Annotated in this window: 13 protein-coding genes; 9 read left to right on the forward strand and 4 right to left on the reverse strand. The window is 62.4% G+C overall.

Annotated elements, in window-relative coordinates:
- Positions 1–85 precede the first annotated feature (85 nt).
- The 9 genes from NCCP436_RS17910 (at position 86) to NCCP436_RS15410 (ending at position 10,346) form a co-directional block, all read left to right on the forward strand.
- Complete coding sequence (locus NCCP436_RS17910; protein ID WP_375709503.1) at positions 86–799, forward strand: methyl-accepting chemotaxis protein; 714 nt, start codon at positions 86–88, stop codon at positions 797–799.
- Between the two features lie 99 nt (positions 800–898).
- Positions 899–1,561: a TetR/AcrR family transcriptional regulator gene (locus NCCP436_RS15375; RefSeq protein WP_220804848.1), complete on the forward strand. Its 663-nt coding sequence runs from the start codon at positions 899–901 to the stop codon at positions 1,559–1,561.
- 58 nt (positions 1,562–1,619) lie between these two features.
- Positions 1,620–3,500, forward strand: a complete 1,881-nt coding sequence (locus tag NCCP436_RS15380) for a PhoX family phosphatase (protein WP_220804849.1) — start codon at positions 1,620–1,622, stop codon at positions 3,498–3,500.
- Between the two features lie 65 nt (positions 3,501–3,565).
- Complete coding sequence (locus NCCP436_RS15385) at positions 3,566–4,150, forward strand: YigZ family protein (RefSeq protein WP_220804850.1); 585 nt, start codon at positions 3,566–3,568, stop codon at positions 4,148–4,150.
- A 160-nt stretch (positions 4,151–4,310) separates the two neighbouring features.
- Entirely contained in the window at positions 4,311–5,666 is a 1,356-nt protein-coding gene (locus NCCP436_RS15390; RefSeq protein ID WP_220804851.1) for an 8-oxoguanine deaminase, read from the forward strand.
- A gap of 71 nt (positions 5,667–5,737) precedes the next feature.
- On the forward strand, positions 5,738–6,754 hold the full coding sequence (locus NCCP436_RS15395) for a class I SAM-dependent rRNA methyltransferase (protein ID WP_220804852.1): 1,017 nt from the start codon (positions 5,738–5,740) through the stop codon (positions 6,752–6,754).
- Positions 6,755–6,853: 99 nt separating this feature from the next.
- The gene (locus tag NCCP436_RS15400) at positions 6,854–9,733 is read left to right on the forward strand and encodes a DUF748 domain-containing protein (protein ID WP_220804853.1); all 2,880 of its coding nucleotides are present in this window, start codon (positions 6,854–6,856) and stop codon (positions 9,731–9,733) included.
- Positions 9,734–9,735: 2 nt separating this feature from the next.
- Complete coding sequence (locus NCCP436_RS15405; RefSeq protein WP_375709504.1) at positions 9,736–10,035, forward strand: DUF2845 domain-containing protein; 300 nt, start codon at positions 9,736–9,738, stop codon at positions 10,033–10,035.
- Complete coding sequence (locus tag NCCP436_RS15410) at positions 10,035–10,346, forward strand: DUF2845 domain-containing protein (RefSeq protein ID WP_375709501.1); 312 nt, start codon at positions 10,035–10,037, stop codon at positions 10,344–10,346. Before NCCP436_RS15405 ends, NCCP436_RS15410 begins: the two co-directional genes overlap by 1 nt.
- A gap of 82 nt (positions 10,347–10,428) precedes the next feature.
- Here NCCP436_RS15410 and NCCP436_RS15415 read toward each other — a convergent pair whose 3' ends face one another.
- From NCCP436_RS15415 to NCCP436_RS15430, 4 genes are all read right to left on the reverse strand, one after another.
- Entirely contained in the window at positions 10,429–10,626 is a 198-nt protein-coding gene (locus NCCP436_RS15415; protein WP_220804856.1) for a CsbD family protein, read from the reverse strand.
- Positions 10,627–10,677: 51 nt separating this feature from the next.
- Positions 10,678–11,028 (reverse strand): BON domain-containing protein, encoded by a 351-nt coding sequence (locus NCCP436_RS15420; protein ID WP_220804857.1) that lies wholly within the window; start codon positions 11,026–11,028, stop codon positions 10,678–10,680.
- A gap of 232 nt (positions 11,029–11,260) precedes the next feature.
- The gene (locus NCCP436_RS15425; RefSeq protein ID WP_220804858.1) at positions 11,261–12,430 is read right to left on the reverse strand and encodes a Bcr/CflA family multidrug efflux MFS transporter; all 1,170 of its coding nucleotides are present in this window, start codon (positions 12,428–12,430) and stop codon (positions 11,261–11,263) included.
- Positions 12,431–12,512: 82 nt separating this feature from the next.
- A complete protein-coding gene (locus NCCP436_RS15430) occupies positions 12,513–15,632 on the reverse strand; it encodes an efflux RND transporter permease subunit (RefSeq protein ID WP_220804859.1) in 3,120 nt (1,039 codons plus the stop codon).
- Positions 15,633–15,636 lie beyond the last annotated feature (4 nt).

Genomic DNA, 15,636 nt, shown 5'->3' on the forward strand with positions numbered 1-15,636 from the left:
GGCTCAGAGCGCCAGCGACAGCGCCACCACCAGCCAGCACAGTGTCGAACGCCAGGCCGCCGAACTGGAGCTGATCGCCACTTCGATGAGCGAGCTGGTCAGCAACGTTCAGGAGGTCAGCCGCAACTCCCACGACACTGCGGCGCGGGCCGGCAACGCCGGAGAAAGCTGCCACGAAGGGCGTCACCAGGTGGAGGAGGCCGTAGCTCGCATCAACCGCCTGTTCAACGAGATGGATGACTCCATTGAGGCCATCACTTCGGTGGAACAGGAAAGCGAAGCCATCACCCAGGCTGTGGATTTGATCAAAAGCGTAGCGGCGCAGACCAACCTGCTGGCACTTAATGCCGCCATCGAAGCCGCTCGTGCCGGCGAACAGGGTCGTGGCTTCGCCGTGGTCGCCGACGAGGTACGCAGCCTGGCCATCCGCTCCCACGAACTGACCGGCGAGATCGAGCGGAACATCAGCCGCCTGCGCCAACAGATTGAGAAGGCGGTCAAAGTCATCAGCGACAGTCATACGAGCGCGGCCGACAGCGTAGAGCAGATCACCCGAACCGCGCATATTTTCGAGCAGATCACCGACGGGATCGAGCAGATCATCGATCACAATGTGCAAATCGCTTCCGCCGCCGAGCAACAGACCGCCGTCGTACAGGGCGTCGAGCAGAACATCCTGAAACTCAAGCAGCTCAGCGATGACAACGCCCGTGAGGCGCAAAACACCGTAAACGTCAGCGCCGAACTAACCTATATGACCCGTGACCTGCATGGACTGATTGCTCACTTCAAGGCATGACCGGCTCGCTCGAATCGGTGCTGGGTGGTGAGGTTTTCCCCACCGCCAGCCCCGGGTAATCTGTGCAGACGCGACAGCTCAACCCAGCCTGGAACCGCCATGACCGTCAATCCCAACGACCACAACACGTCCGGCAAGCCCGCCGGACGAATCCGCCAGAAGAATGAGCAGGCCATCATCAAGGCTGCCGAAGAAGAGTTCGCCCGCCACGGTTTCAAGGGCACCAGCATGAACACCATCGCGCAGAATGCCGGTCTGCCCAAGGCCAATCTGCATTACTACTTCACCAACAAACTGGGTCTGTACCTGGCGGTATTGCGCAACATCCTCGAACTCTGGGACAGCGCCTTCAACAACCTGAGCGTCGATGACGATCCAGCCGAAGCACTGGAACGCTATATCCGCGCCAAGATGGAATTCTCCCGCCGCTACCCCAAGGCCTCGCGCATCTTCGCCATGGAAGTGATCAGCGGCGGCCAGTACCTGTCGCAATATTTCAATCAGGACTACCTGGAGTGGTTCCGTGGCCGCGCCTCAGTGTTCGATGCCTGGATCGCCGCTGGCAGAATGGCGCCGGTCGACCCTATGCACCTGATATTCCTGCTCTGGAGCAGCACCCAGCACTACGCCGATTTCGCCACCCAGATCTGCCGCGTCAAGCAGTGCTCGCGACTGACCCGGGAGGACTTCGACCAGGCTGCCGATCAACTGGTCAAAATCATCCTGCGCGGCTGCGGCCTCGAACCTGTCACCCGGACGTAACCGCTTCGTCATCAGCGCATCCTAAGCTGCTCTCCACCTTTGGAGGAGAGTGGCCCACATGCACCATAACGAACCCACGGATCTGCAGCGCCTGGCCCTGAGCCGGCGCCGCTTCATCGGCTGTGGCGCCCTGGCTGGCGCCGCTCTGTTTCTCGCCGGCACCCCGCTTGGCCGCAGCGCCCTGGCCAGGACTGCCACCAGTACGCCACTACTGGGCTTTGCCAATGTCGCTGCCAGCACCGCCGACACCATCACCCTGCCGCCCGGCTATCGCTTCGACGTACTGATCAGCTGGGGCCAGCCACTGCATGCCGACTCGGTTAATTACCGTGGCGACGGTAGTCACACGGCAGCCGAACAGTTGGGTCAGTTCGGCGAGAACAACGACGGCATGAGTCTGTTCCCCTGGCCGGACGATCCTGACCGGGCGCTGATGGCGATCAACAACGAATATTGCAACTATCCCTATCTGCTGCAGCACGGCCAGTCGCCGCAGTCACTGGAGGATGTGCGCAAGGCGCAGGCGGCGGTTGGCGTTACCGTCATCGAAGTGCGTCGCGACTCTAACGGAGCCTGGCGCTTCGTCCAGGGTTCACCCTACAACCGGCGCCTCCATGCCAATCTGCCGATGGCCTTCGGCGGCCCGGCGCGCGGTCATGAGCTGCTCCGCACGGAGGCCGACCCCGAGGGCGTGGCGCCGATCGGCACCTTCCAGAACTGCGCCAACGGCATGACTCCCTGGGGCACCTACCTCACCTGCGAGGAAAACTTCAGCGATTGCTTCGGCAGCCGCGATCCACAGCTGGCGCTGACCCCGGCGCAGAAGCGTTACAGCGTCAAACTAGATGGCGCCAGCGACAACCGCTGGCACCTGTACGACGAGCGCTTCGACATCGCCCGTCATCCCAACGAGCTGAACCGCCATGGCTGGGTGGTGGAGATCGATCCGTTCGATCCGCAGTCCACACCAGTCAAGCGCACAGCTTTGGGCCGTTTCAAACATGAGAACGCCGCCATCACCCTCAGCCGCGACGGCCGCGTGGTGGTTTACATGGGCGACGACGAGCGCGGTGAGTTCATCTACAAATTCGTCAGCCGTGACCGCTTCCAGCCTTCCAATGCCGCTGCCAACCGCCAGTTGCTGGATCACGGCGACCTCTATGTGGCCTGCCTTGACGGCCAGTCCCTGCAGCCTCGCGGAGAGGGTCGCTGGATCCGCCTGCGCTTCGGCGAAAACGGCCTGACTCCGGAAAACGGCTTCTCCGACCAGGGCGAGGTGCTCATCCATGCCCGTGCCGCCGGCAGCCAGGTCAGCGCCACCCGCATGGACAGGCCGGAGTGGATCGCCGTCAGTCCCGTCGACGGACAGGTCTACTGCACCCTGACCAACAACGTCCAGCGCGGCAGCGAAGGCCAGCCACTGGACGGTGCCAACCCGCGCGCCAACAACCTCTACGGACAGATCCTGCGCTGGCGCGAAGACGGCGACGATGCCGCCGCCGAAAGCTTCAGCTGGGATCTGTTCGTGATTGCCGGCAACCCGGTCGTACATCCGGGCAGCAGAAATGCCGGTTCGGCCAACATCGACGCCGACAACATGTTCAACAGCCCGGACGGGCTGGCCTTCGACCCGGACGGCCGGTTGTGGATCCAGACTGACGGCAACTACAGCAACAGCGGTGACTACGCCGGCATGGGTAACAACCAGATGCTCTGCGCGGATCCGCTCAGTGGTGAAATCCGTCGTTTCCTGGTCGGTCCGGTGGGCTGCGAGATCACCGGCGTGGCCTTCGCGGCGGACAGGCGCGCCATGTTCATCGGCGTGCAGCATCCAGGTGAAGGCGGCGGCTCCAGCTTCCCGGATCACCGGCCGGAGATGCGTCCACGCTCCTCGGTGGTGGTCATCCGCCGCGACGACGGCGGCATCATCGGCGCATGAAGCGGGCGGTACGGTAACGCCCGTCGGATATACTGACGGGCGTTGTTCACTGTCGATAGCCGCCCATGCCCAGCACCCTGCTCGCCCCCTGTCAGTACCGCGAGGAAATCCGCAAAAGCCGCTTTCTCGCCCTCGCAGCTCCAGTGGCCAGTGCCGCCGAGGCCCAAGCTTTCATCGAAACCCATGGCGACCGAAGCGCCTCGCACAACTGCTGGGCCTGGAAAGTGGGCAACCAGTACCGTTTCAACGACGACGGCGAACCAGGCGGCACCGCCGGCCGGCCGATACTGACTGCCATCGAGGGGCAGGACTGCGATCAGGTAGTGGTGCTGGTAATCCGCTGGTACGGCGGCATTCAGCTCGGCACCGGCGGTCTGGCCCGCGCCTATGGCGGCAGCGCAGCGAAGTGCCTGCAGGCCGGCGAGCGCCGCGAACTGGTGCTGCGCCAGCCCTTCACCTGCCACCTGCAGTTTGCCGAACTGGCACCGTTCAAGGCTCGTCTGAACGAGTTCGACAGCCGCCTAGAAAGCGAGGACTACGACGCCAATGGCGCCCACCTGCAATTGGCCGTGGTAGCCACCGAACGTGAACGCCTGGAACGGCTGCTGGCCGACATCAGCCGTGGTCGCGCGCAACTGCAGGCACTCTGACGTTCTGCACGACTTACGCAATCTTCCACTTCTCCAATGCTTGCCGAGCGGAGCCTGCGCGGTTATCGTGGCACGCGCCTCGCAGCGAGCGCACCTGGATCAGCAGACAGGGTCAACACTGAGCTGGCTTACCTGACATCAACCTCAGAGGAGCCTGCTCATGGCAGCTACCCGTATCTGGATCAGCAATCCGCTGGCCATCTTCACCGCCAACGACCAAGACGCCAGCGGCGGCCTGGTGATCGAAAATGACCGCATCGTCGAGCTGCTCGGCGCCGGTCAGCGCCCTGCCCACCCCTGTACACAGCACTTCGACGCCCGCGAACACGTCGTACTGCCAGGCCTGATCAATACCCATCACCATTTCTATCAGACCCTTACCCGTGCCTGGGCTCCAGTGGCCAGCCAGCCCCTGTTCCCCTGGCTGCAGGCGCTCTATCCGGTGTGGGCACGGCTGACCGCCGAGCAACTGGAACTGGCCAGCCAGGTAGCGCTGGCCGAACTGCTGCTATCGGGCTGTACCACCGCGGCAGACCATCACTACCTGTTCCCGGACGGCCTGGAGCAGGCTATCGACGTACAGGTAGAAGTCGTGCGCAAGCTGGGCATGCGGGCAATGCTCAGCCGTGGCTCGATGAGTCTGGGCGAGGCGGACGGCGGGCTGCCGCCACAGCATACGGTGCAGGACGCCGAAGTCATTCTCAGCGACAGCCAGAGACTGATCCAGCGCTACCACGAACGTGGCGACGGAGCCCAAATCCAGATCGCCCTGGCGCCCTGCTCTCCCTTCTCGGTAACCCGCGAGATCATGCGAGCCAGTGCCGAACTGGCAGAACAGGAGGACGTGCGCCTGCACACTCACCTGGCCGAAACCCTGGACGAGGAAGCCTTCTGCCTGCGCCAATTCGGACTGCGTACAGTGGACTATCTGGACAGCGTCGGCTGGCTCGGCCCGCGCACCTGGCTGGCTCATGGGATTCACTTCGACGAACAGGAAATCGCCCGCCTCGGCGCCGCCGGCACCGGCATCTGTCACTGCCCCAGCTCCAACATGCGCCTGGCCTCGGGTATCTGCCCGATGGATGCACTGGAAGCCGCCGGCGCACCGGTCGGACTGGGTGTAGACGGTTCAGCCTCCAACGACGCTTCCAATCTGATCCTCGAAGCGCGTCAGGCCCTGCTTCTGCAACGCCTGCGCTACGGTGCCGCCGCCATCACTCCGGAACGGGTTCTGGGCTGGGCCACTCGGGGCTCGGCACGCCTGCTGGGGCGCCACGATATCGGAGAACTGACCCCAGGAAAACAGGCCGACCTGGCATTGTTCCGCCTCGACGAGCTGCGTTTCTCCGGCAGCCACGACCCGCTTGCTGCCCTGCTGCTGTGTGGTGCGGACCGCGCCGACCGGGTGATGGTCGGCGGCCGCTGGCGAGTGCTCGACGGGCAGATCGAAGGCCTCGACGTGGCCCGCCTGCAGGCTCTGCACCGCCAGGCCGCAAGCAAACTGCTGACTGCCTGAGCCGACAAAACGGGAGGGAGGCGGCACTTTCCTGCTAGACTGCCAACCTCCCCGTTGACGAGTTGCCGCGCATGCCCGCTCTTGACCAGGCGCTGCGCGCCGCCTTCGATGCCCGCCGCCCTCTGCTGGAGCAGTTGCATGCCCAGCAAACCGACTGCTACCGCCTGTTCCACGGCAGCCAGGAGGGCGCCCCCGGCCTGACCGTCGACCGCTACGGCCCACAGTTGCTGGTACAGAGTTTTCACCAAACGCTGGATACAACAGCACTGCACAGCCTGGCCGATACCGTCCAGACACAGCTCGGCCAGCCACTGCTACTGGTTTACAACGACCGTTCCCAGCGCAACTCGCGCATCGATCGTGCAACTGCCGGTTTCGTCCCCGAGGCGGCAGCCCTGGCGGATCTCGAAGGCCGCGAATGGGGCCTGCGCTACCGCGTGCGCGGCCGTCACTCCGGCCAGGATCCACTGCTCTTTCTCGATCTGCGCAACGCTCGTGGCTGGATCAGTAAGCACGCTGCCGGCCGATCCGTACTGAACCTGTTTGCCTACACCTGCGGTGTCGGCCTGTGCGCGGCCGCCGGCGGAGCCAGTGAAGTGGTCAACCTGGACTTTGCCCGTGGCAATCTGGCAGTTGGCCGTGAGAATGCCGAGCTGAACCCGGAGCTGCCGGCCATGCAGTTCATCCAGTCCGACTACTTCCCGGCCATCCGCCAGTTGGCAGGGCTGCCGGTCAGCAGCCGCCGCGGCCACAAACTGCCAGCCTACCCCCGCCTGCAGCCACGTCAGTTCGAGCTGGTGTTCCTCGACCCGCCGGCCTGGGCCAAGAGCCCCTTCGGCACAGTGGATCTGCTGCGCGACTACCAGAGTCTGCTCAAGCCAGCCCTGCTCGCCACCGCCGAGGGTGGCACCCTGGTGTGCTGCAACAACCTGGCGAAGGTAGACATGGACGACTGGCGCCAACAGGTGCTGCGCTGTGCCGAAAAACTCGGACGCCCTGTACGTGACTGCCAGGTGATAGCTCCGGCCGACGACTTCCCCTCCCGCGATGCCAGACCGCCTCTGAAGACTCTGGTGCTGCAGCTCTGAGCCACATCAGCGGATAATTTCAGCCCTCCCCACGACTGGAACCGAACCGTCGTGCCATACTCCAAGACATCTTCTCGTCCGGATAGATGTTGCCAAGCCATGCCCAAAGGATTGAAGCGCGCGCTAAGCGTCCTGTTGATCACCCTTTTCCTCTACAGCCTTATCGGCTTTCTGATTCTTCCCGGCATCGCCCTGCGTGTGGTTAACCAGCAGCTGACGCAATATGCCAACGTACCGGCCTCGCTACAGCGCCTGCAGCTCAACCCCTTCACCCTGGAGTTGCGCCTATGGGGCCTGCGTCTGGGCGAACCTAGCAAGGAGGCCGTGGCATTCGAACATCTTTATGCGGATCTGCAGGTCGACAGTCTGTGGAGTGGTGCGCTGCATCTGGCAAAGGTGGAGCTGCAGGGTGCTCGTACCGAAGTGCTGTTCGACCAGGACGGCACCCTCAACCTCACGCAACTGTTCAAACTTCCTCCGACAGCCGAGCAGCCTAAGGCCGACACTGAGCCCTTCCCGCTGCGCATCGACACCCTCGTACTGCAGAACAACGCCCTGCTTTTTCGCGATCAGCGCCCGAGTGAAGCAGTGGAGTTCGCCTACGACGCCCTCGACCTGCACCTGAACAACTTCAGCACGCTGCCCGAGGACAATGCCGAGATGACGCTGAACGCCAGCGGCCCGAACGGCGCACAGATCGACTGGAAAGGACAGGTCAGCCTTACCCCGCTTACCTCCAGCGGCAGCCTGACCATCCGCGACGGTCGCCTCAATGTATTCTGGCCCTACGTCCGTGATGCTGTGCCACTGGTACTCAAGGAAGGCCTGGTCGATCTTAGTGCCGACTACCACCTTGACCTGTCCTCCGGCACCGAACTGACACTGAGCAACATAGGCATCCAGCTGGCACCCTTCGCCATCGACGATCCAAACGGCAAGCCGCTGCTGCGCCTACAGCGGCTCGATATCAGCGATACCAGTCTCGACCTTGCCAAACAGCAGGTAGTGGTCGGCCAGGTGCGCAGTCAGGGCCTGGAAGCCTGGGCCGCCCGCGAGGCTGACGGTCAGATCGACTGGCAGAAGCTGTTCGCCAGCCCTGCGTCGGCGCAGAAGCCCACCACGGCCGAGCCAGAACAGCCGGCCGCAGAGAGCCTCCCCTGGCAGGTACTGCTACGCGATGTGCAACTGCGTGAATACAAGGCGTACCTGGCCGACCGCCAGCCTAAGGAGCCAGTAGCACTGGAGGTCGGCCCGCTGAACCTCGACCTGCAGGACTTCGACAGCCTCGGCGACAAACCCTTCAGCCTGAAACTCGATAGCGGCCTGGGCAAACAGGGCCGACTGCAAACCAGCGGCACGGTGCAACTAAGCCCCACCCGCGCCCAGCTCAAGGTTGCCACCCAGGATATCGACTTGCGGCTGGCGCAGGCCTATCTGAGCCCCTTCGTCCGCCTGGAACTGCGTAGCGGCCTTCTCGGCAGTGATCTCGACGTCCAGCTGGCGAGCACCGAACCACTGGCTCTGAGCATCCAAGGCAATGCTCGCATCGACCAATTGCATACCCTCGATACCCTGCGCGAACGCGACTTCGTTCGCTGGAAGCAGGTTCGCGTCAATGGCCTGGAATACCGCCATGGTGAGAGCCTGAGCATTGATCGAGTGGAGCTGGAGCAGCCCTACGCGCGCTTCGTCATCAACGAGGATCTGACCACCAACGTCTCCGACCTGATCGTACCTCAGCCCGAAAGCACTACGACCGAGCCGGCCACCGACAAGCCACTGGCGATCCGCATCGGCGGCATCGCCATCAGCGACGGCTCGGCCAACTTCGCCGACTACAGCCTGCGCCCCAGCTTCGCTACTGCCATCCAGCAGATGAACGGAAAAATTGGCGTACTCGACAACAGCCGGCCGCAAGCCGCCAGTGTCGATATCCAGGGCAAGGTGGATCGCTACGCTCCGATGAGCATCAAGGGCCGCCTCACCCCCTTCGACCCGCTCAACAGCCTCGATATCGCCACCAGCTTCCGCAACGTCGAGCTGACCACCATTACCCCATACTCCGGCAAGTTCGCCGGCTATCGCATCCGCAAAGGGCGCCTCAACCTAGACCTGCACTACCGCATCGAACAGGGCCAGCTCAACGCGCAAAACAAGGTGCTGGTAGAGAACCTGCAACTCGGCGAGAAGGTTGACAGCCCCGATGCCGTGGATCTGCCTATTCGCCTGGCCGTCGCCCTGCTCAAGGACACCCAGGGACGCATTTCCATCGAGCTGCCGGTTCAGGGCGACCTGAACAATCCACAGTTCAGTGTCATGCCCATCGTCTGGCAAACCTTGCGCAATCTGGTGCTGCGTGCAGCCCAGGCACCGTTCAAGTTCATCGCAGGTCTGGTCGGCGGCAGCGACGTCGACCTGAGTACCGTGCCCTTCCAGGCCGGCTCGGCCGAACTTGGCGAGGACGCCCGCCAAGCGCTGGACACCCTGGCCCGGGCACTGCAGGAACGCCCCAACCTGCGTCTGGAAGTAGAGGGTCAGAGTGCCGAGGCCAGCGACGGCCCGCTGCTGGCCGAACAGCGCCTTCAGCGCGAATTCCGCGAGGTCTGGTACAAGGTTCTGCAGCGCCGGGGCGACAAGGTTCCGGCCAGCGCCGACGAGCTGAACGTCGACGAGGACGAACAGGCTGCACTGCTAGAAGGCATTTACCGCAGCCGTCTGAAGCAGCAGCCACCGGCAGAGTGGGCCGAACTGCCGGATGAGCAGCGCACGCAGAACATGCGCCGGGCCGTGCTCGACTCATGGGCCGGAAGCAAGCTACTGTTGCGCCAGTTGGCCCAGCAACGTGCCGCAACGATCAAGGACTACCTGGTGGAACAAGGTGGTCTGGACGATGAGCGCGTCTACCTGATTGATGTCAACCTGGCCGAGCCCGCTGCCAATGGACGCGTGCTCAGCGCCCTGCATCTGGATAGCCAATGAACATGTACCGTATTTCTCTTCCGATCTGCAGTGCCCTGCTTACCGCCCTGTTCGCAGACAGTGCAGGTGCCGACACTCTGCGCTGCGGCAATAATCTGGTCAGCCTCGGCGACCGACCTTTCGAAGTCGAGCGCAAGTGTGGTGCTCCCGCGCATCGCGACCCTGTCGGCTACACCCTGGGCCCCAACGATCGGCGCGAATACCTGATTGAGGAATGGGTCTACGGCCCGAACAACGGCATGCTGAGCATTCTGCGCTTCGAGGGCAACCGGCTGACCACCATCGAGCGTCGGAGAGAATGATGAAAGTTCGACACCGCACCGCTCTGCTCGTGCTAGTGGCCTGCCTGCCACTGGCCGCGCAGGCCTCATCCACCTACCGCTGCGGCAGCGCGCTGGTCAGCAAGGGAGATCATTCCGGCGTCGTACTGACCAAGTGCGGCGAACCTGCGAGTCGCGACTTTCTCGGCTACCGGGAAGTAATCGACCGCTACGGCTTGCGTAACGAAGTACCGATCGAGGAATGGGTGTATGGCCCGCGCAACGGCATGTATCACTTCCTGCGTTTCGAAGCAGGGCGTCTGGAAGGGATCAGCAGCAGGCGTGGCAACTGAGTCTCACTGAAGGTCAAACAGCAAAGGGGCAAAGGCCTGGCGGTTAAAAACCGCGGCCTTTGCCCCTGCTAATTCACGCTACTTAGAGTCTGTCGCTGAAATCGCGCAGCTCGTCCTGAACCTTCTCCTTGGTCCAGCCATAGCGCTCCTGCAACTTGCCGGCCAGGTAATCACTGTGCCCTTCGGCGACACTCAGGTCGTCATCAGTCAGCTTTCCCCAGCGTTCCTTCATCCGTCCGGCGAGTTGCTTCCATTTGCCCTTGATGATGTCCTCGTTCATGACGCGGCCTCCTCTGGCAGTGGAAACGCCGGGCTTGCGCCCGGCTCAGGATCAGTCAGCAGTTTTCAGGGCGTCGGCCGACACATCGCGCACACCTTCAATCTCCCGGGTCTTGGCAATGGCCAGGTCACGCTCGGCATCGGAGGCTACTACGCCGGACAGGGATACCACTCCCTGATTGGTCTCGACCTTGATGTCGAGGGCACTGAGACTGGAGTCAGCGATGAAGGTGGATTTCACCTTGCTGGTGATCCAGGTGTCGGACACCGCCTGCTCAGCCTTGTCGATAGTGTCATTGGCCGCAAGCGTAACCGGCTGGGCCAGCGCGGCAGAAGCCAGCGGCAAGCTCAGGAAAGCGGCAGTCAGGGCAGCAGCGGCAAAACGGTTGATTGGCTGTTTCATGATTCGACTCCTGTACATTCCAGACAATCTGCAGCCACCCCCGGCTGCAGGCTCGCAAGTACTGTCGCAAGGGGCATGCCAGCCTAAATCAACAAAAATAATCTTTAAAATCAATTGGTTATAAAAACAAAAAACAGCTCCAAATTGCATTTCGCCGGATCAACAAGAAAACTCCCGGGCAATCTGCATGATTCTCAAGGCTTCCCGCCCCCAATCAGAGCGAACTGACAAGTCAGCAGAGGAAACGCCGACTCCACCAGGCGAGAATGCAGGCCAGAAGGCCACACAAAGCAATAACCAGAGCCATGGGTATGGCAGAGCCATCATGCAACCAGGCCACCAGTGCCGACGCGCAGGCCGCCACGCTGAACTGCAGACTGCCCAGCAGCCCCGAGGCACTTCCGGCATGCTGTCCCTGCCCGGCCATGGCGCAGGCTGTGGCATTGGGCAGTACGCAGCCCAGACTGGCAACACAGACAAACAGCGGAATCAGTAATGGCCAAAGACTGGCCGGCTGCCAGAACGCCAGCCCAAGCAGCCAGGCAGCACTGAAGAGATAGAGCATCAGCATGCGCCGCAACCAGCGGGCCGGCCCGCCATAGCGCACCAGCCGCGCATTGACCTGCGCCATCACCACAAAACCTGCCGCATTACTGCCGAACAGCCAGCCGTAGTGCTCGGCCGGCACCCCGTAAAGTTCGATAAAGACGAAAGGCGAACCGGCTATATAGGCAAACATGCCGGCCATGGCCACGCCCCCGGCCAGGCTGTAGCCCATGAACGGAGCATTGGACAGCAAAGCCCGGTACTGGCCGAACGTTCCGCTGAGCGGGGCTGGCGGCAGATGCTGCGGCCGCGTCTCGGGCAGCCAGAAAGCCACGGCCAGCAGATTCAGACCGGCAAATAGCGCCAGACTGAAAAAGATCGATGGCCAGCCCAGCGTATTGAGTAAAAAACCGCCACCCAGCGGGGCGAGGATCGGTGCCAGCCCCATCACCAGCACCAGTTGCGAGAAAACCTTGGCCGAGGCCAGCGGATCACACAGATCGCGCACCACCGCACGGGTAATCACCATGCCGGCGCAACCACCGAGAGCCTGGACAAAACGGGCGGTAACCAGCCATTCCAGGCTGAGTGCCAGAGCGCAGGCCAGTGATGCCAAGGTGAACAGCGTAACGCCGAGCAGCAGCGGAACCCGACGGCCAAAGCGGTCGGCCAATGGCCCGTAGAATAGTTGCCCGAGGGCAATGCCGACGAAATAGGCGGCCAGCGACAACTGCACGTGTTCCACGTCAGTAGCGAACTGTTCGGCCAGCGTAGGAAAGCTCGGCAGGTAGAAGTCGATGGCCAGTGGGCCGAAGGCGGTCAGCGCACCGAGGATCAGGAGAAGTCGCAGGCTCATTGGGTGTCCAGAAATTATTAGCTTGCTAATCCTCCCTCAGAAAGACGCCACAAGGAAAGGTCGCAGTGCGACGAAGACAGACTCAACCCGTCCTGCGTCGCTGCTGCAACCACTGGCCGGCCGACTCCACCCAGAGGTAGAACATGGGAATGAAGAAGGTTGCCAGCAAGGTGGCTGCAAGCATGCCTCCGATCACCCCGGTGCCGATGGAGTGTCGGCTGGCCGAGCCAGCGCCCGAACTGATAGCCAGCGGCACGCAACCCAGGATAAACGCCAGCGAGGTCATCACGATGGGCCGGAAACGCAGTTTCGCCGCTTCCAGCGCCGACTCGAAGATGCCCCTCCCCTCGGCACGTAGCAGCACGGCAAACTCCACAATAAGGATGGCATTTTTCGCTGCCAGGCCAATCAGCGTGACCAGACCAACCTGGAAGTAGACATCATTCTGGATGCCGCGCAGCCATACTGCCAGGATTGCTCCAAACACCGCGAAAGGTACTGCGGTAACTACCGCCAGCGGCAGCGTCCAACGCTCGTACTGTGCGGCGAGAATCAGGAAGACCAGGATCAGCCCAAAGACAAAGGCCTGCGCTCCGGAACCCTGAGTCGCCAGCTCCTGATAGGCCGAGCCGATCCAACCGAGGCTGTAGTCCTCACCCAGCACCTCGTCGGCCACCTCCTGCATGGCCGCCAGCGCCTGTCCCGAGCTGTAACCCGGAGCAGGCCCGCCGAGCACCTTGGCCGAGGGATAGACGTTGAAGCGATCGTAGGAATCCGGCCCGAGGATGCGCCTAACCCGCAACAGCGTCGACAGCGGCACCAAGTCACCGCTGCTGGAACGTACGTAGACCTGGCCGAGATCCTCCGGCTTGCGCCGGAAATCGGACTCCGACTGCAGACTGACGCGCCAGGTACGCCCGTACAGGGTGAAGTCATTGACGTAGTAGCTGCCAAAGGTGGCCTGCATGGCAGTGAACACGTCGTTGATACTGACGCCCAGCGCCCGGCTTTTGGTTCGGTCCAGATCGATGTAGTACTGCGGCACGTTGGCACTGAAGGTACTCTGCACCGCAGCCAGCTCCGGTCGCTTGCCGGCGGCCTCGACAAAGGCCCGGACACGGGCGCCAAGCGCCTCGACGCTGCCGCCGGAGCGATCCTGAATGTAGGCCTCGAAGCCGCCAGTGGTACTCATGCCGGTAATCGGAGGCGGGTTGAACGACAGCACCACACCATCCTTCTGCGACGCGCCCATGGCCATGAACCCGTGGATCAACCGGCGCGCATCCAGCTCCGGTGTACTGCGCTCGCTCCAATCCTTGAGTGGCACGAAGGACACCCCGGCATTGCTGCGCACTCCGAAGGTCAGCACGTCAAACCCGGCGAAGGTCACTACGTCCTGCACCGCCGGGTGCTCCATCATCTGCCGGGTAACCGCAGCAGTCAGTTCATCGGTGCGATTGAGCGACGCAGCCGGCGGCAGGTAGTAGGCATTGATCACGTAGCCCTGATCCTCGTCCGGCACCAACGAACCGGGCACCCGCTCGAACAGCAGCATGATCAGCCCGATCATTCCGCCGAACAGCAGCAGGCCGATCAGCGAGCGCTTGAGGAAAAAGCGTACACCGACACCGTACCCCTCGGTGGCCCGCTCGAAAAAGCGATTGAACAGGCGAAACGGCGCCGCCGGCTCATGGTTCCCCGGCTTGAGCAGCAGAGCACAGAGCGCCGGCGAGAGGGTCAGGGCAACGATACCGGAGATCACTACCGATACCGCGATAGTGATCGCGAACTGCTTGTACATCTGCCCGGCCAGACCGCCAAGAAAGCCCACCGGGACAAATACCGCGCAGAGCACCAGAACGATGGCGATGATCGGTCCGGTCACCTCCTCCATGGCCTTGATCGCTGCATCGCGCGCACTGAGCTGTTGAGTACGCATCACCCGCTCGACGTTCTCGATCACCACGATGGCGTCGTCCACCACAATGCCGATTGCCAGCACCATGCCGAACAAGGTCAACAGGTTGATGGAAAAACCCAGCAGGTACATGCCGGCAAAGGTTCCGACCAGAGAAACCGGGATCGCCAGTACCGGAATCAGCGTGGCACGCCAGTTCTGCAGGAACACGAACACCACCAGCACCACCAGCACCAAGGCCTCGAAGAAGGTATGGATCACCTCCTCGATCGAAACCTTGACGAACTTGGTAGTGTCATAGGGAATCTTGTAGGCGATACCCTCGGGGAAGCGCTGCGCCAGCCGCTCCATGGTGCGTTCCACCGCTGCTGCGGTATCCAGGGCGTTGGCGCCAGGCTGCAGGTAGATGCCGAACGCAGCGTTCTGCTGGCCGTTGAGGGTAGTCACCAACGAATAGTCCTGGGCTCCCAGCTCGATCCGCGCCACATCGCGAAGCAGCAGACTTGCGCCGGTAGCGTCGGTACGCAGGATGACGTTCTCGAACTCCTTGGGGTCAGTAAAACGCCCCTGAGTGGTCACCGTATAGGTGAAGTCCTGCGGTTCCTTGAGCGGCTGCTGGCCGAAGCTGCCGGCGGCGAACTGCGAGTTCTGTTCGCGGATGGCGTTGACCACGTCGGTGGGCGTGAGGTTGTACTGCGCCAGTTTATCCGGGCGCAACCAGATGCGCATGGAATAGTCCTTGGAGCCAAACTGACTGGCATCGCCCACCCCTTCGATACGTTTGAGCTCGTCGATAACGTTGATCAGTGCGTAGTTGCTGATGAAGATCGGGTCACGCGAATTGTCCGGCGAGTAAAGCGTCACGACCTGAAGAATGTCGGAAGACTTCTTCTCCACCTTCACGCCCTGCCGGCGCACCTCCTCCGGCAACCGCGCCAACGCCGCCTGCACCTTGTTGTTGACGTTGATGGTGGCCTGATCCGGATCCGTGCCAACCTCGAAGTAGATGGTCAAACTCATCGTGCCACTACTCGAGGAGTTGGAGAGCTGATAGATCATGTTCTCGACACCGTTGATCTCCTGCTCAAGCGGCGCCGCCACGGTTTCAGCGATGACCTGAGAACTTGCACCGGGATAGCTGGCGGTGACCGACACCTGTGGCGGCAGGATTTCCGGATACTGCGCCACTGGCAGCGCCCGCATGGCGGCAAGGCCGGCCAGTACGATAACGATGGAAATCACGCTGGCGAACACCGGCCGGTCGATGAAGAAACGCGAAATCATGAGC

The organism is Pseudomonas sp. NCCP-436 (genome assembly GCF_019656335.1).
GTDB lineage: Bacteria > Pseudomonadota > Gammaproteobacteria > Pseudomonadales > Pseudomonadaceae > Aquipseudomonas.